The 17,473-nt window shown below is 69.9% G+C and carries 10 protein-coding genes; 5 read left to right on the forward strand and 5 right to left on the reverse strand.

What is annotated here, in order from left to right:
• Positions 1-321: 321 nt before the first annotated feature.
• Entirely contained in the window at positions 322-6,459 is a 6,138-nt protein-coding gene (locus tag CLV40_RS17725; RefSeq protein ID WP_181043571.1) for an RHS repeat domain-containing protein, read from the reverse strand.
• 782 nt (positions 6,460-7,241) lie between these two features.
• On the opposite strand from CLV40_RS17725, the gene CLV40_RS17730 reads away from it, so the two are divergent.
• Positions 7,242-12,656, forward strand: a complete 5,415-nt coding sequence (locus CLV40_RS17730; RefSeq protein WP_146108088.1) for a LamG-like jellyroll fold domain-containing protein — start codon at positions 7,242-7,244, stop codon at positions 12,654-12,656.
• A gap of 61 nt (positions 12,657-12,717) precedes the next feature.
• Here the strand turns inward: CLV40_RS17730 and CLV40_RS17735 are convergent, their stop codons facing one another.
• Positions 12,718-13,203: a carboxymuconolactone decarboxylase family protein gene (locus tag CLV40_RS17735; protein ID WP_104480052.1), complete on the reverse strand. Its 486-nt coding sequence runs from the start codon at positions 13,201-13,203 to the stop codon at positions 12,718-12,720.
• A gap of 150 nt (positions 13,204-13,353) precedes the next feature.
• Here CLV40_RS17735 and CLV40_RS17740 point away from each other — a divergent pair, with 150 nt between their 5' ends.
• The gene (locus tag CLV40_RS17740; protein WP_245931348.1) at positions 13,354-14,235 is read left to right on the forward strand and encodes an RNA polymerase sigma-70 factor; all 882 of its coding nucleotides are present in this window, start codon (positions 13,354-13,356) and stop codon (positions 14,233-14,235) included.
• A gap of 10 nt (positions 14,236-14,245) precedes the next feature.
• On the opposite strand, the gene CLV40_RS39565 is transcribed toward CLV40_RS17740, so the two are convergent.
• Entirely contained in the window at positions 14,246-14,653 is a 408-nt protein-coding gene (locus tag CLV40_RS39565; RefSeq protein ID WP_245931349.1) for a helix-turn-helix domain-containing protein, read from the reverse strand.
• A gap of 15 nt (positions 14,654-14,668) precedes the next feature.
• Here CLV40_RS39565 and CLV40_RS39570 point away from each other — a divergent pair, with 15 nt between their 5' ends.
• A complete protein-coding gene (locus CLV40_RS39570; RefSeq protein WP_245931350.1) occupies positions 14,669-15,541 on the forward strand; it encodes a hypothetical protein in 873 nt (290 codons plus the stop codon).
• A gap of 147 nt (positions 15,542-15,688) precedes the next feature.
• Positions 15,689-16,000, forward strand: a complete 312-nt coding sequence (locus tag CLV40_RS17750; protein ID WP_146108089.1) for a hypothetical protein — start codon at positions 15,689-15,691, stop codon at positions 15,998-16,000.
• Here the strand turns inward: CLV40_RS17750 and CLV40_RS17755 are convergent.
• Both CLV40_RS17755 and CLV40_RS17760 read right to left on the reverse strand, forming a co-directional pair.
• The gene (locus tag CLV40_RS17755) at positions 15,972-16,379 is read right to left on the reverse strand and encodes a hypothetical protein (protein ID WP_104480056.1); all 408 of its coding nucleotides are present in this window, start codon (positions 16,377-16,379) and stop codon (positions 15,972-15,974) included. The two genes, CLV40_RS17750 and CLV40_RS17755, sit on opposite strands and share 29 nt — an antisense overlap.
• Positions 16,376-16,903: a PadR family transcriptional regulator gene (locus CLV40_RS17760; RefSeq protein ID WP_104480057.1), complete on the reverse strand. Its 528-nt coding sequence runs from the start codon at positions 16,901-16,903 to the stop codon at positions 16,376-16,378. The genes CLV40_RS17755 and CLV40_RS17760 overlap by 4 nt, the downstream gene beginning before the upstream one ends.
• A gap of 102 nt (positions 16,904-17,005) precedes the next feature.
• Here CLV40_RS17760 and CLV40_RS17765 point away from each other — a divergent pair, with 102 nt between their 5' ends.
• Positions 17,006-17,470, forward strand: a complete 465-nt coding sequence (locus CLV40_RS17765) for an AAA family ATPase (protein WP_245931351.1) — start codon at positions 17,006-17,008, stop codon at positions 17,468-17,470.
• Positions 17,471-17,473 lie beyond the last annotated feature (3 nt).

The following is a 17,473-nucleotide window of genomic DNA, read 5'->3' on the forward strand; positions in this document are numbered from 1 at the left end:
CCATTACGCCGAACTCGCGACACCAGCGCACACCCAGCACGAACAGAGTGGTGCCGTGCCCACGACGTGGGCACGGCACCACTCCCGACGGATCGAACCGCCTATCGCCACCTCACCTCAGCGAGCCCTGCGTTCGGCAACGAACGCTTCGAAACCCCGATCGAACGCGAAGTACGATGGCGACTCCATCTGGCAGGGGATTTTCATCGCTACGATTGACGCTGGTCCGCCCGCTTCTCGAATTTCGGAAAATGCGTACTTTCGAGCCGAACGCCACCGGCGCAGGGGCCCATCTGTCCGGTGGGTGTTCGGCGCTCGACGTCAGCAAACTCGCTGGGTGCCGATGTAGTAGGTCATCGAGTTGTCCGGTGCGTACATCTCCTCGGCCGCGCAGGGGATCTGCATGGTGGTTTCGATGAACTGGTAGTGGTCCGCCTGGTGATCCATCTTGGGTAGCCCCACGGCGTCGAGACCACCGTTGATGATGCCGGCGAAACCTCCCTGTTCGCCGGTGATCGGGTTGCGTGTGGCGGACGCGAACGAGACCTTGTTGCTGGCGATCACCTTGACCGTGGCGTGGTCGTCCTTCACGTCCATCACCTGGTAGTCGACGGTGAAGGAACCCATGAAGTGCTCGATGTCGTCCGCACTCTCCCACCCGTCGACCGCGGTGGCGATGGACCAGCCGTCCGCACCCATCCTGAGGAAGTTGAAGAATGGGTCGGTCTCGACGGTGTGTCGCAGCGATTTGTAGGGTTGGTACTCGTTGCCTCCCGGTCCGTAGACCCCGAACTTCATCTCATCCCGGATCATGTCCTGGACGTGCTTGGCCGCCGAGGTCTGCTTCCAGTCCTCGGTGATCCGGTCGCCGTCCTGGTGCAGGTACACCCGCGGGGTGTTGATTTTCTGATCGCTGAGGTACCAGTCCAGGAACATGTCGCGGACGCCGTAGTCCTTGCGGTGCCACGTCTCGGCGTTGGCGGGGATGTCGAAGTGGCTCCTCGCCTTCTCCCGCAGCGCCAGGGTCCGGACGATGTTCACCACGCGGCTGTACAGGGTCATGAAGAAGTTGACCAGACCGAAGAACTCCCCGGACGGGTCGCTGTTGGTGAGTGGGTTGTCACCGCCATAGGAATACCCGGTCATCTGCTGCGGGTTCCCGCTGTCGAGCACCGGGTCCACGCTGAGGAACCGCCCGAGGACCGGGTCGTACTCGCGGGCTCCGACATCCACCAGCCCGGTCGTGGAACTCACCGGCATGTTGAGGAAGCCGCGCTGGTGGGGCCACGTCCCCTGGCCCGACCCGATCTCGTTGCCGTACGGGTCCAGGTCACGGCGGGTCACGGCGAAGCCGGTCATCGCCAAGGTGACCGTCGCGGTGGCGTGCGGATCCGACACCACGTACTTCGGGTCGGCGTTGGCCACTCGGAGAGCCACCGTGACCTCACCGAAGGTGTAGTACCGGGTACCGGTCACGATGCCGGTGGCGTTGTCCCGCTTGAGTTCCTGCCCCGGCAGGTACAACGTCGCCGATGTCGGGTCGCGGCGCAGCAACTGCTTTCCGTCGGCGTCGTACACGTAACTCGTGGTCCCGGCGGAACCCACCACTGTGGACAACTTGTTCTCTTCGTTCCAGGTAAGGGTCTCCTGTCCCGAACCGCTGGTGCGCTGGGTGGTGTTGCCAGACCCGTCATAGGCGTAGCTCGTCGACGCGGAGCCGGTCGTGGTCCCGCTCAGCGAGTGCGGCTTCGCCGCGCCCGCGGCCGGGTAGGCGTAGTTGGTGACCTTGTTCGCCGCACCGCCGACGCCGTGCTCGGTCTGGTTGTCCCGCGAACCGCCGACCAGGAACGACCACGACTTCCAATACGGGTTCGGGCCGCCCACCGTCGCCGACGACGGCGCCGCCGCACAGTCATCGGTCGCGGTCCACGCGTCGGACAGGCGGTCGAGCTGGTCGTAGCGGTAGCACTCGGTCCGCACCGGCGAACCGGCAGGACCCCTGGTGTTGACCGTGCGCGTTCGGTTGCCCGCGGCGTCGTAGTAGTACCGCACGTCGTCGACCTGCTGCGCACTCGCCTGCTGCGCGGAGAGGTTCACGTTGGTGAGCCTCCGTGTCTGCGCGTCGTATCCGTAGCTGAGCCAAGCCTTGTTGTTCGACGGGCCCAGGGTCAACTGCGAAGCCTCGTCATACGGCGTGTAGGTCGACGCCGAGACGTAGGCGTTGTAGCCCGTCATGGTCCTGGGCTTGCTGAACTTGTCATAGCCGATGACGATCGCCTCCCCGGGGAGGCCACCTGCCGCGTGCGGCTGCATCATCGTGGTCAGACCGGTGGAGCTGTAGGCGTACTGGGTCGTGTAGGTGCTGCCCAGCGTGCCCTGGCTCGCGGGGATCTTGGTCACGATCTTGTTCGGGTTGCCCGAGGTGTCGTACGCCGTGTAGGCCGACTCGAACTTGCCGTCCGCCGTGTACCTGGTGGATGTGTACGGCTTGCCGACGCCGTTGGTGGCCCCGTCGAACGTCCACGACGCCAGCGGCGCTCGCGTCGGTCCCGCCCCCGCGTACGCGGCCGTCTTGCGGCCGAGGGCGTCGTAGTCGTAGGTGAGCACCTGCCCGCGACCATCGGTGGTCGAGGTGACCTGCCCCGCCAGGTCGTAGGTGGTGGTGGTCTGACCGGAGTCGGGGTCCACCTGCTTGGTCAGCTGACCGATCGGGTCGTACTCGAAGGTCCAGACGACCCCGGCCGGGTCGGTCACCTTGTTCTGCTTGCCCGCGGCGTTGAACTCGTACTTGGTGGCCTGGAAGGTACCGCCGGACACCACGTCGCCGGTGATCGTCGGCGCGGCGGTGTACTGCCGCGCTTCGACGTTGTTGCCCCGCACGTCGGTCAGCGCGGTGCTGGTCACGCCACCGGTCGGTGGGACGACCGTCTTCCGGTCACCGCCGTAGATCGTCGAGGTGAACCAGGTCTGCTGGTCTCCCTTGTACGCGGCCTCTCGCACAACCCGACCGGTGCCGTCGTAGTCGGTCAGCGTCCGGTCGTCGACCTCGGACGACGCGACACCGACCAGGTTGGTCGATGGCGCGCCCTGGATCAGGTAGCGGTTGTTGGTCAACCGCTTCCAGCCGTGGGAATCGTAGAACGCCTCGTTGACGACACGCAGCCCGTCGCGAGCCTCCACTTGCGACTGGCGCAGCTGCCCGAACGCGTCGAACAGCTTCACCTCGGTCACGTACTCCTGCGCGGTTCCGGTGTCCACCAGCCGCTTGTTGGTGACCGCGAGCGGCCCGTCGGTGCGTACCAGGTACTCGTAGACGAGAGTCGCCTGGTTCGACGCCTTCGGCTGCTGCCCGGGTTTCCACACCGCGGTCAACCTCCCCACGGCGTCGTACTCGAGGTCGGCCCGTCTGCCACCCTCGTCGACGGCCACGACGCGCTTGCCCCGGCTGGGCTCGAACTCCTCGGTCGACTTCTGGTTCTTGCCGTTCGTCTTGACCGTCTTGGTGTGCAGACCACCGTCCGCCGGAGTGTACTCCAGTGCCACAGTGCGATTCAGACCGTCCGTGGTCGACAGGGTGCGCCCCGAGGCGTCGTAGGTCGCGGTGCTCGTCGTGGCGAACACGGGCACCCCCGCGTTGACCGAGGTCACGGTGTCGCTCCTGGTGGCGTTACCCGCACCGGGCACCGCGCCGAGGCTCAATTGCCCGTCGTAGTACGTGCGACTGCCCTTGAACACGCCCGTCTGCGCGACCCCGGATGGTGGGCACACTTGTTCCGAGGAAAGGATTTCCCTCGGCTTGTCGCGGATCCACGACACCGTGTTGTCCGCGTACTTGGTCGTGGTGCACACATCCACGACGCCGGTCCCGGACTCGGTGGTGGCCTCCACCCGACCGGTCGTGTCGTACCGGTTTGTCGTGGTGAGCGTCTTGGTACCGCCCGCGGCGAGGTTGGTGACCGTCCGCGTGCGGTTCTCCTTGACGATGGTGGCGACGAGCGGGTTCAGGCCCGGCCGGGCGCGCGACCCGGTCGTGGCGACGAGCACGGGTTCGGTGACCTTGGTCGTGGTCCACGGCCCCGACTCCCCGTCGAAGGTCCGGACCTCGTACTCGGTGTCCACGAACAGCGGGTTGTCCGGCACGGTCTCGCCGAGGCTGTTCGACACGGTCATCGTCCTGGTGCCGCCGTTGGGCAGCCGGTCGCCATCCATACCCCGGTAGTAGGTCGTGCGGACGAGTGTGCGCCGGTCCACGGGGAGGCTGTCGATCCGGTTCGCCACGTCACCGGTGCGGACCTCGACTTGCTGGAAGCCGCGGAACTGGCCGTAAGTGCGGTTTTCCGGTTTGACCAACTCGTTGTCGTCGTAGTGCCAGGCGGGTGCGCCGAGGTAGGCGTACTCGGTCAGCTGCCCGGGAGACAGCTCGTTGCGGTCGTCGACGCGCACGGATTCCACGACGTACTTGTGGAAATAGTCCAAGACCGGGTTCTGCACGCCTTCCGGTGTCCAGTACACCGGATAGCACAGCTTGGTGTTGTTCGCCGGGTCGCTCGGCACATCGGTCGCGGTGCACCCCGTGCGGTAGGTGACGACCACGGCCGACCCGGCGTCGGTGTTGATGTTGGTGAGGCGCCAGTGCGCGAGGGTGGGCATGTTGTTGTAGCCCTGCACGCGGTTGGGCATCAGCTGACCCGCGAAACTGATCGGCGGCGCGGTGATCTGCGTGCCGCTGCCGTACGCGGTGTGGGTTATGCCGCGCAGCTGGAGCGAGCGGTCACCCACGGTGGGGTAGTCGAAGGTCGGCTCGTACCGGTCGACCGGAACCGGTCCCGCGCCCTTGTCGATCCGGGTGGTGATGGCCGACAACCGTTTCGTGGACCAGAATGACGGGCCGTGGTTGTTGCAGACCGCGCCCTGCTTGCACTCCTGGTCGGTGGGCACGTCCGGCCAGGACGTCGCGGTCGCTGTCGTGCGCTGCGCGGGATCGCAGGTGATCGCCCCGCCGGGGACGCACCGTTCGGCCACGTCGAAGGCAACGCTGTTGGGCGGTGTCGCGCTGTAGATCGAACCACCGATCTCGCGCAGGCCGTAGTCGACTCGCCTCAGCGATCCCGCTCGGGTGTAGCGCACGCCGGTGGTTTGCTTGTCGGCGCCGTAGTAGTTGTATTCGGGTGAGTAGTAGTACGCGCTCGCGTTGCCGTGCGGATCCTTGACGTAGTCCAGGTTCCACCGCCACGCCATGTCGCACTTGCCCGCGGCCTGGCACGGGTCTCCGCTCTTGCGGTGGTAGACCGGCACCGTCCAGGTCGAGTCGGTCACCTCCTGGGAAGTCCGGCCGGGCAGCGAGTGCAGGCCGAAGTAGTAAGCGACGCCGTCGGTGTTGGTGATCTTCCAGTACTCGCCGTTGTAGGCGCCGTTGGTGGCTCCCGTGAGCAACTCGACACGCGCGCCGTTGTCGTTGGACGCGTGCCAGGTGCCGGTGGCGTCGTCGCGGACGAGTTCGGCGGACATCTCGCCCAGGTTCAACGACACCACGTGGCCCGCCCAGCAGTAGTCGCCGGTTTGCTGGGCCGCGGGCAGCGTCTTGTCATCGGCGCAGGCCCGGTAGACGCGTTCGATGGAACCGGGCGAGTAGCCCCACCCGGAACCGGCCCACGACGCCTGGTTGTTCGTCGCGGCGGTGAGACCGTCGACCGCCGCCGAGTTGTACCCGAGGCTGATCTTGGGAGCCAGCTCACCCGCCGCGACCGGCGGGACCTCGATGGGGTAGTCCCAGGTGAACGCGCCGGTGCTGCCGGTCACCGACCACCGGCCGGATGGTTTGAGGGAACTGGCCTCGTAGTCACCCGACGGCCCGGCCGCGTCGGCGACGACCGCGAGCACGACCGGGGCGCCGCGGGTGGGCGCGCGCAGTCCCACGACCTCCTCGACCTGGTCGGTCGACAGCGCGACTGTGGCGCCGACGACCTGCCCTGTCGCGTCGTTCGACGACGGCAACGGCGTCTGGACCTGGCACCGCGGCTGTTCCGGGGTGTCGAGCACGCACGCCGGGAGAGCGGCAAGGCGCAGGCGGGAGCCGTAATCGCCGCCGATGGCCTCGTGGAAGCCGGAGTAGTCCATCCCCACCGCCACCTCGCCGCCGGTGGAGGTGTCGGGCGTGACCGACACGACCACGCCCGCGACCCCGGCGCGCGTGCTCAACTCCTGGTCGGCGACCTGCACGTGGAACGAGCCCGCGACGGTGCCCCGCGCCGACAGCGTGACCGGCAGGCCGGGAACGCGCCCCCGGGCGGAGGCGGCCACGGTGGCCTCCCCCGCGACGGGCCACGCCGTGGCGAGTGGCCGTTCCGGCGCGGGCGCGGTGGGTGGCTCGACGTTTCGCTTCGGCGGCTGGTACTCGGTGTGCGGGAGGACCTTCTCCGCGGTCGCCGACGGCGGCCCGGCGTCAACGCCGGTAGACACAACAGCGTCTACGAGACCCGCCGCCAGGACGACCGCGCACGACAGGGCAAGCAGTCGTCCGCGGCGGTCGGGTGGGTGCTCCGCCAGGAAGGGCGGAAGGGGTTCTGTTCGCATGGTCTCCGTCCAGGGGGTGAGTGGGCACACCGAGGACGCGGTCGAGCCACCGCACGGCGAGAGCGCGCAGCAGCGGCGTCGCGCCACGCGCGACGCTAATGATCTTGACCAGCCCCAGTGTCGCGTGCTGATGACGCGCCGCGTTCGAGATTAGCGAAGCGCAACGGCTTCGTGAAGGGTGAACACGGTCCGGACTAATGGCGGGTCAGGAAAGACCTCGGCGCGCGCAGGCAATTTTCGGTGAACAGATTCCGGACACTCGGCCCGCGCACTCGGAGTCGGTGGGAGATCAACGAGATGTTTCGGCGCCGCGTTGTCTGGCGTCGGTTCGCGGCGCCGCCGCCGCACCCACCAGGCCGTGCGGGTTGCGGCCGTTCAGCCTAGTAGCAATCCAAGCGGGGAGACAGTCGCCCGCATCGTAGACACGCGTCCGCGGCTCGCGCGAGCGGCCAAATGGGCGCATTGAAGCGTCAAACATTCTTTTGACGCTTTGTCGATGTCCGATATGGCCCGGATTGCTCAATCGCCACTGTTGGTGTTGCCGGGCTTCCGCTAATGTCACGCCCGTTTACTATTGTCGCCGTGCGCCACTGGGGGCCATCATGCGATTTAGTGGGATTCGGTCTGCCTCGGGGAGGCCCGTCAAGGGCGCCCTCGGCAGACGGGTGTTGATCGCCTGCCTCGCGGCGGGCGCGGTGCTCGGGGTGGTCGAGCCCGCGGCGGCCGAGAAGGCGCCGGGCACCCCGGCGGTCGCCGCCCCGGACGCGGACCTGGCGGCCAAGGCCCGCCGCACGGGCAAGGCGCAGGAGGTGCCGGACCGCACCAACGAGACCTCCCAGGTGTTCGTCGAGCCGGATGGCTCGTACCGCCTGCACAAGACCGCCTTGCCCACCAGGGTGCGCAAGGGAAACACCTGGCGCGACATCGACACCACGCTCGCCGTCCGTCCCGATGGGATGGTCGCGCCCGCGGCGTCGACCGCCGACGTCGCGTTCTCCGGTGGTGGTGACGGTCCCGCGATCACCTTCACCGACGGGGACAAGCAGCTCGCCCTGCACTGGAAGGGCACCCTGCCCAAGCCCGCGCTGGACGGCGCCCGGGCCACCTACCGCGACGTGCTGCCGGGTGTGGACCTGCGGTTGACCGCTGAGTCGACCAACTTCTCGCAGGTGCTGGTCGTGCACAGCGCGGAAGCGGCGAAGCAGCCCGGGTTGGCGGAGCTGCGGTTCACCGCGGTCGGCTCCGGCGTCACGGTCCGCAGCACGGACGACGGCGCGTTCACCGCCGTCGGGGCCGACGGCGCGACGGTGTTCCAGGGGTCCACCCCGGTGATGTGGGACTCGACCACCGACCAGCAGGCGGGACCGGCGCGGATCGCCGACGGCTTCGGCGCCGGGCGGGTCGCGAAGGTGCGCGCGCGCACCGAACCCGCCGCGGCCAAGCGGGCCGTGCCCGGCAAGTCCACATTGGACATGGTGATCACCCCCGACCAGCAGGCGCTGACCGGCCCGGAGGTGCGCTACCCGGTCTACATCGACCCGATCTACTCCAAGTCCAAGGCCAACTTCGCCGGGTTCACCAGCAACGGCTGGTACTACTTCGACGTCAACATGCTCGCCCAGGTGGGCTACTGCAACTGGGGAGCCGAGTGCGGGGCGGTGTTCGTCGCCCGGTCGTTCTTCCGGTTCACCACCCCCGAACTTCAGGCGCGCAACGGGCGCCAAGCGGTGCTGCACAAGTCGTTCTTCTACGCCTGGCAGGCGCACGGCACCAGCTGCACCGATGAGCAGGTCGCGCTCTACCACACCGGCGAGTACTCCGGTGCCACCCGCTGGCCCGGCCCCTCCGGCTACCAGGTCAGCACAGCGGTCTCGCACGCGGGCGACCAGTGCGGGGGTACGGCCTCCGTGGCGTTCAACGCCAACGCCGCGGTGCAGACCACGATCAACACCAACGCCTCGACCATGGTGCTCGCCCTGATGTCGCCGAACGAGGGCAACAAGTACCAGTGGAAGAAGTTCATCAACAACCCCGCGCTCGACATCTACTTCTCCTTCCCGCCGCAGATGCCGACCGGTCTCGGGTTGCAGAACGGCGTCCTCTGCGACAACCGGCTGATCTCGCCGACCTCGACCCCGACGGTCCTGGCGTCCGCTGTGGACAACAACGACCCGCCGCTGAACATCAGCCTCGGTTACCAGCTGTTCAACTACCCCGGCAACCAGGTGGTGCACTCCGGGTCGACCACCATCGCCTCCGGGGCCACGGGTGCCTGGACGGCGCCCGCACCGGTCGGGGACGGCGCCTACTACGCGCGGGTCTCCTCGACGAACATCTTCCCCGGTGAACCCGGCTACGGCCTGGGTTCCGGGGCCACCCAGGACCTCTGGTTCGACGTGATGGCCGCGCCGCTGACCAAGACCCCGGTGGTGCGGGAGAGCCCGGACTACCCGCGCGGCCAGTGGGGTGCGCAAGCGGGCTCCCCCGGGGACTTCCGCGTGTCCTACGAGGGCGGTGGGATCGTCGGTTTCGCCTACACCTTCAACGGTTCCGGAACGCAAGCCGTGCCCGCCACGACCGACTGCGACTACGACCGCGCCTTCGGCACCAGCGGCGGCTGGGTGTCCTCCGCCGGTGAGGCGACCATCCCGGTGCCGAAGAACCTCAGCCCGGGCAGGCACACCCTGCACGTGAAGGCGTTCGACATGGCGCACAAGATGTCCGCCGAGTCGCAGGTCTACGAGTTCTGGGTCGCGCCGAACCTCTCCGGCGCGGGCCAGGTGTGGCTGGAGGCGGAGAACCTCGTGTCCTCCCAGCCCCCCGGGCAGAACCGGCCGCTGACGCCGCAGAACAACTGCTGCTCCACCGTCTGGTCGGGCGGCGCGCAGCTGATGTTCCAGGGCAACGCGGCGGGCCAGTCGTTCACCATGGACGTGCCGGTGGCGACCGCGGGCGACTACCTGGTCGGCACCGGTCTCACCACCGCGCTCGACTACGGCACCACCACGTTCAAGCTCGACGGCGTCGCCGTCGGCCAGACCGGTGAGTCGTCTCCCCTCGGCACACCGGTCGACAACTTCGACCCCACCCGGGTCCGGCACCGGCACGTGACGCTCGGCGCGCACCGCCTCACCGCGGGCACGCACAAGATCACCGTCACCGTCGCGGGCACCAACCCGGGCTCGGTCGGCGCCCGCTACTTCGCGGGCGTGGACTACGTCTCCCTCGGGTCCACGACCCGGCTCGAGGCGGAGAACGACGTCCAGGTCCCGGTGACCCAGCCCGCGGGGCAGAACCTCGCGGTGACCGTGTCGCCGACCGACCCGACCTCGGGTGGCAAGTGGTCGCAGGGCGCCGCGCGCGGTGTCGTGTTCACCGCCGCGGGCCAGCAGCTGCGCGCGCAGTTCACCGCCCCGATCGCCGCCGACTACAGCATCGGGCTGGGCGCGCTCAGCGACCGCTCCGCCGCGAAGTTCACCTACCGGGTGGACGACGTGGTCCTCAACCGGACCGACACCCAGCCCTGGGGTCGCGGTACGCCGAACCCGGACACCGTGGAGCACGTGGCGCTGGGCGGGCTGCACCTGGCCGCGGGGACCCACACGCTGTCGGTCACGCTGGCCACCGGCGACCCGGCGGCCGACGAGGCGTTCTGGCTCGACTACCTGCGGATCACGCCGATCACCGGCGCGACCGCGGCCGACTTCGCCTCGGCCATGAACAACAAGGGCACCGCGGTGGGCGGGTCCGTCGCCGACCTCGACTTCCAGGGCTACGGGATGACCCCGCAGTCGCTGGCCGACATCGGGTTGGCGCCCGGTTCGGCGAAGACCGTCGACGGCGCGACGTTCGTACTGCCCGCCGCGACCGCCGCGGGCGACAACGTGGTGGCGCTGGGGCAGAAGATCCCGTTCCCGGCCGCGCAGCAGGTCAAGGCCAACGCCGTCGGCCTGCTCGCGCTGAGCACCTGCGGCAACTCGCGGGCGACGACCGCGACCCTCACCTACACCGACGGCACCACGCAGAACCCGGTGGTGCCCGCGGTTCCCGACTGGCTGGAGAGCACCGCCGCGTCGCCGCTGCCCGCGCTGGCGAACCTGAACGCCAACGGGTACGTGCAGACCGCCATGCGTCCTCGGGTCCACGCGGTCTTCATGCCCGCGGACCCGTCGAAGACGTTGCAGTCCATCACGCTGCCCAACTACGGGACCTCGATGGCGGGTAGCTGCGGCGAGCCCGCGCTGCACGTGCTGGCCATGGCGCCGCGCAACGCCGCCCAGGGTTGGGTGGGGACGTGGGGTGCCCCCGCCGACGCGGTCACGGCCCCGCCCGGCGGCGCCGGGTTCGCCAACCAGACCCTGCGCACGATCGTCCGCCCGACGGTGACCGGCCCCCGGGTGCGCGTCCGCCTGTCGAACCCGTTCACCAAGCAGGCCGTCACGATCGGCGCGGCCACGCTCGGCGCGCAGACCGGGGCGACACCGGCCACGCTGGCGACCCCGGTCGCGCTGACCTTCGGCGGCGCCGCCGCGGTGACCATCCCGGCGGGTGGTGAGGTCGTCAGCGACGACGTCGCCTACCCGAGCACGACCGGCGGCAGCGGTGCGCTCGTGGTCAGCACGCACATCACCGGCGCGGTCGCCTACGCACCGGTGCACGCGCTCACCACGTCGCCGAGCTACCTGGCGTCGGGCAACCAGGCCGCGCAGTCGGCCGCGACGACCTTCTCGACCCTGCTCACCGGCACGCACTACCTGTCCGGTGTGGAGGTGTCGACGTCGACACCGGGTGACGCGAGCAAGGGCACCGTGGTGGTCGTCGGCGACCAGTTCACCGGGAGCACCCCGAACAACTGGGTCGACCGGCTGCCCGCCGCCCTGGCCGCGCAGGGCGAGTCCGTGCCCGGCGGCCTGGTCGACGCCACCAGGCGCGGTGTGCCGCTCGCGGGCGCGTGGCGGCTGAACGAGGGGTCGGGCACCACCGCGGCGGACTCGTCGGGCGCGGGGGCGACCGGCACGCTCAGCGGTCCCGTCGGGTGGAGCGCCGAGCACGGCGGCGCGGCGGTGTTCAACGGCAGCAGCACGGTGATCCAGACCTCCGGTCCGCTGCTGGACACCATGGCCCCGTACACGGTGTCGGCGTGGGCGAAGGTGACGTCCGCGACGCACTTCTCCGCGGTGGTCAGCCAGAGCCAGACCTGGGAGCCGACGTTCGTCCTGGAGTACAACTCCGCCGTCGGCGCCTGGTCGCTGACGGCACCCAACCAGGACACCTCGGCGCCGTCGGCCTACCCGGCCGCGCGGTCGGGTCCCGCGCCGCTCAACACCTGGACGCACCTGGTGGGGACCGTCGACCCGGCCACCGGTGACATGGCGCTCTACGTCAACGGCGTGCTGGCGGGCACGGCCAAGAACCCCACGCCGTTCGCCACCTCGGGTCCGCTGACCATCGGCGGGGTCAAGAACCTGCAGGGCCGGATGGTGAGCATGTTCGAGGGGCAGATCTCGGACGTGCGGGTGTACCGCCACCTCGCCTCCGCCGAGGACGCGGGCATCCTGTACGCGGGCGGCGCGCCGACCGGGCCGACGGCGGGCGTGGGCGCCGCGACGCTGGTGTCCGCGGCGTCGCGGATGAACGACACGGTGTTCGCCCGGCCGTCGCTGCGGACGGCGGTCGTGTCCGTCGGCGCGAACGACATCCTGGCCGGGGCGAGTAAGGCCACGCTGCTGTCCCGGGTGGGCGCGCTGACCAAGGCGGCGAACACGACCTCGGCGCGCTCCGCCCGGCGCGTCGACGGGTCGCTGGTGCACGTGATCGTCACGACGATCGCCCCGATGGGGTTGGCGGCGAACGACCCGCGTGAACTGGTGCGCCGCGAGTACAACGCCGAGTTGCTCGCCAACTACGGCAACTTGGAGGCGGACGGGGTGATCGATGTGGCAGCCGCGGTCCAGGACCCCGGCAACATCCAGTCGGTGGCACCCGCCTTCCTCACCAGCGGAGCGCCCAACGGCGGCTACCACCAGGCGGTGGCCGACGTGGTGGCGGCGGCGGTCGCCACCTTCCCGCCGGTGGAGCTGTAAGCGGCGCCGATCGCGCCCGGGGCTCCCCAGTCCCGGGCGCGATCGGCGTTCCCCCGCGTGGTCAGTCGGCGAACTCGGCGAACATGCCCGGTTCGTAGGCGCCCGCCGGGGTGCGAGCGATGACGTTGATCCGGTTGGCCGCGTTGATCAGGGCGACCTGGCAGATCAGGGCAGCGACCTGGTCGTCGTCGTGGTGCTTGGTGACCTCGGCCCAGGTCTCGTCGGTGACGCCGCGGTGGTGGTCGGCCAAGCGGGTGCCCTCCTCGGTGAAGGCGAGGGCGGCGCGTTCGGCGTCGGTGAAGACGGTCGCCTCCCGCCAGACGGCGACGAGGTTGAGGCGGGTCTGGGTCTCGCCCGCCGCGGTCGCGTCCTTGGTGTGCATGTCGGTGCAGAAGCCGCAGCCGTTGATCTGGCTGGCGCGCAACGAGACCAGCTCCTGGGTGGCCTTGGGCAGCGGCGACTGGGCGATGACCATCGCGGCGTTGGCGAACCGCTTGCCGAACTTGGCGGCGATGGCGTTGTCGAACAGGTTGACGCGGGCGCTCATGGGGTCGTCCTCACTCGTTGTCGTGCCGTGGACGAACACCAGATGCTCGCGCTGCCCGGTCTGTGACGGTGACGTGGGCCACCGGGGCCCACGTGTCACACCGCGGCGGCGGGCGGTGTCTGATGGACGCTGTCGAGGGAAGGAGCACCCGTGTCCGCGGATCCCGCCACCCAGGCGTTCGTCACGCACCGGAACCTGCTGTTCACCGTCGCCTACGAACTGCTGGGTTCGGCGGCCGACGCGGAGGACGTGCTGCAGGAGACCTGGCTGCGGTGGTCGTCGGTCGACCTCGGCACCGTGCGCGACCAGCGCGCCTACCTGGTGCGGATCGCCACCCGGCAGGGCCTCAACCGGCTGCGCGCGCTGGGCAGGCGCAAGGAGAGCTACGTCGGGCAGTGGCTGCCGGAGCCGCTGCTGACCGCGCCGGACGTGGCCGAGGACGTCGAGCTGGCCGACAGCGTGTCGATGGCGATGCTGCTGGTGCTGGAAACGCTCACCCCGACCGAACGCGCGGTGTTCGTCCTGCGCGAGGTGTTCGACTTCGGCTACAACGAGATCGCCGACGCCGTCGACAAGACCCCGGCGGCGGTCCGGCAGATCGCGCACCGGGCGCGCTCGCACGTCACGGCCCGCCGCCCGCGCGGCACCTCGTCACCCGCCGAGACCCGTGACGTGCTCACCGCGTTCCAGCGCGCCGTCGAGACCGGCGACGTGCGGGGCCTGGTGGACATCCTGGCCCCGGACGTGGTCATGATCGGCGACGGCGGCGGGATCAAGCAGGCGGTGCTCAACCCGATCTTCGGCGCGGACAAGGTGGCCCGCCTGCTGGTCGGCGGCACGTCCCGGGTGCCCGAGGCGACCATGCGCCCCATGGACGTCAACGGCTTCCCCGGCCTGGCGATCCACCTGGGCGCAGAGCTGGACTCCGTGGTGGCCGTCCAGCTGGACAACGGCCGGATCACCAGCCTGTACGCGGTGCGCAACCCGGAGAAGCTGTCCCACATGGACCGGGAGACGGCCCTGCGCCGGTGAGGCCGACCGGTCAGCTGTCGAGGAGGCGCCAGGTGGTGAGGGCCAGGGTGGCTCTCGTGGCGCCTGTCTGGGTGGTCAGGTCGAGGTCGAGGGTCCTGGCGATCTGCTCCAGCCTGCGGGAGACGGTGCTGTGGTGCAGGTGGAGCAGGTCGGCGGCCTGGCGCAGGGAACCGGTGGCGCAGTAGGCGTCGAGGGTTTCTCGGTGTTCCGGGGACATGGTGGTGATCGCGGTGACGTCGGGGTTGGCGCGGGCGGTCGCTTCCGGGACGTCGGCCAGCAGGGTCAGGGCGCCGAGGTCGGTGTGGTGGACGACCGCCAGCCAGGCGGCGCCGATCTCCTCGTCGTCGAGGGTGATCGGCAGCGAGGTCGACGGCGCGGCGTCGCCCGGCGCGTCCCGGCCGTCGGGGGACACGCGCACGACGCGGCCGGTGCCGTGCAGGCGGATGCCCGCGACGCGCGCCGCGACCTGGCGGGCCAGCCGCTGCTCCTGCTCATGCTCGCCCTCTACTACGCCGACCCGGAAGTGGAGTTCGACGCTGGGCTCTCCACCGCCGACCTCTACGCGGGACTGCTCGACACCTACGCCCGCCGGGAGGCGACCAAGTCCGCGGGGTGCGCGTTGGACGAGGACACCGTGCGCCGGAAGGCGGCGGACCAGCTCCACCGGCTCGCCGTGGCGGCGCTCGGCATGTTCAACCGGGGCCGCCAGCACATCTCCGAAGACGAGCTGTCCGCCGACCTGCGGGCGCTGGAGATCGACGGCACCGGCGACCAGCTCATCGGGGAGTTCTTCTTCGTCCACATCAACCAGGCGCACACCACGAGAACCCAACGGGTGTACGAGTTCCTGCACGCCACCTTCGCCGAGTACCTGGTCGCGGTCCGCGCGTGCGAGGTCCTGCTCGTCGCGGTGGCGACCATGCGGGCCGGTGCCCGCAAGTCCGTCGACGACGAGCTGTGCACCCTGCTGTCGCACCAACCGCTGTCCACCCAGGCACCGGTCCTGGAGTTCGCGGCCGAGTGGATGGCCAACCGGGACGTGGCCGAACGCGCCGAGCTGGCGGGCGCGCTGGACCGGCTGATCGCCGAGCACCGCAGCCGACCGCCGTCCCCCCGCTACACGACCTACCAACCCCTGGAACCGGACCGGATCCGAGCCACCGCCGCCTACTGCGCGAACCTGGTCCTGCTCCGCGCGCTCGCCCTGGGCGAGGAGAACCCCTCGTTCGACGGCGCCCGGTGGCCGCGGTGCGTCGCGCTGTTCGAAGCGGGTCTCGACCACAGCGCCTACACGTCCGTCCTTTAGCGATTTACCAGGACAGACCGGAACATCCTGTGGTTCCACCTCGGCGGAACCGCGGAAACCACCGCCGTCCAACGCGCCCTGGCACAGGACGACAAAACCCTCGCCGAGGACATCCGCGTCGGCGCCGCGCTCCGCAGCCCGAAGCCCTTGCACCAGGACACCCATCCGTCGCTGTCGCCGCACGAGTTCGCGACACTCGTCCTCCGCGTCCTGCAGGCACTGCCGTACGCGGGCGACTGGCCGAGGTTCGAGTTGCCCGAGCTCGAGAACGAGACGAGACTCGCGCAGATCGCCTGGGACCTGGTGGAGTACCGGCTGGGACCCTGGCAACCGAAGGTCGCGGGCGATCTCGCCGCTTGGGCGCTGCGCACCTCGCCGCTGCGCCCGTCACCGGCCAGCATCGGCGAGATCACCCGGCGGCACCCCGAGGTCAGGCACGCGCTCCGACAGGCGCCTTAGCGCGGGTGAGGACGACGCAGAGGGCGGTCTGGACCAAGCCGAACACGGACCAACCGAAGCGCTCCCACGGGCTCGGCGACGCGGCGTTCATCAGGGCGCCGATGGCCATCAGGACGACGAGCGCCCAGGTCAGACGCCGGATCAGCCGGGGCGAGCCGGGTCTGGCCAGCACCTCGCCGCGGCGGAGCACGACCACGGCCGCGCAGGCCCAGACGACGACCGCGACCGCGCTGGCGACGCGCAGGCCCGCGGGGAGGTCCGGTCGGGTCCCGCCCCAGGCGGCGCGGCCGAGCGGGGCGCCCAGGGCCAGGGCCAGTTGGAAGGCGGACAGGCCGGTGAAGAGGGTGGCCGCGGCGATGGCGGTGCGGCGGAGGGTCATCGAGGGTCTTCCAATCGATTGAGGGCGGTGAGGGACTCGTCTGCCCAGGCGAGGGTGGCGCGGGCGGCGTGTTCGCCCGCCGAGATGGTGAGCAGCGAGTACGGGGTGTCGGGGCTGTCCTCCGCCGCGACCTCCGCGCGGAGGAACGCGTAGCGGGACAACGACTCCTCGGCCTCGGTCCGAGCGGCCAGGATCAGGTCCCGGCACGCCTCCGGGCCCAGTTGGCGGCCGAAGAACAACCGCAGGAGCAGGCCGTTGCGGGGTGGGGTGCGCTGAGCCGGTTCGGCCAGCAGTTCCCGGAGGCGGGTGCGGCCGGAGTCGGTCAGTTCGTACGCCATCGACTCCTGCCTGCGGATGTGCCCGACCCGCTCCAACTCGGCGAGGGTGGGGTAGATCTGGCCGAAGCTCTCGCTCCAGAAGTGGCCCAGCACGTCGCGGATAGCCTCCCGGGCGGCGTAGCCGGTCATGGGCGCCACGCTCAGCGCGCCCAGCACGGCGACCTCGGTTTGACTGCGTCGGACCACGGCGGCCGTCCTCTCTGCCAGATATATCTAACAGATAGCACAGGTCAGAGCCGTCCCGAAAGGACGAGAAGTGTGCCGGGGTCCGCTACTAGAGTCGCGGGCGTGCCGAGGGTGCTGGTGACCGGGATGTCCGGAACGGGGAAGTCGACGGTGCTGGCCGCGCTGGGCGAGCGCGGCCACCTCGTGGTCGACACCGACACCGACGAGTGGAGCCGCTGGGTCACCCTGGACGACGGGTCCCCCGACTGGATCTGGCGCGAGGACGCGATCGGCGCCCTGCTCGACGCGCACCCCACGCTCTTCGTCGCGGGCTGCAAGTCGAACCAGGGCGCCTTCTACGACCGGTTCGAGCACGTGGTCCTGCTGAGCGCGCCCGTCGAGGTGATGCTCGACCGGATCGCGACCCGCGTCACCAACCCCTACGGGAAGACCGCGGCGGAACGCGCGGAGATCCTGCGGAACCACGCCGTGGTCGAACCGTTGCTGCGCAAGCGGGCCACGCTCGAGATCGACACCTCGGCGCCCCTCGACGACGTGGTGGCCAGACTGCTCGGCCTCCTGTCCTGAGTG

Origin of the sequence: Actinokineospora auranticolor (genome assembly GCF_002934265.1) — a bacterium.
GTDB lineage: Bacteria > Actinomycetota > Actinomycetes > Mycobacteriales > Pseudonocardiaceae > Actinokineospora > Actinokineospora auranticolor.

Excerpts from the sequence above, each read along its gene's own strand:
- CLV40_RS17735 (WP_104480052.1), bottom strand. The coding sequence starts at position 13,203 with ATGAGCGCCCGCGTCAACCTGTTCGACAACGCCATCGCCGCCAAGTTC.
- CLV40_RS17755 (WP_104480056.1), bottom strand. The coding sequence starts at position 16,379 with ATGACCCTCCGCCGCACCGCCATCGCCGCGGCCACCCTCTTCACCGGC.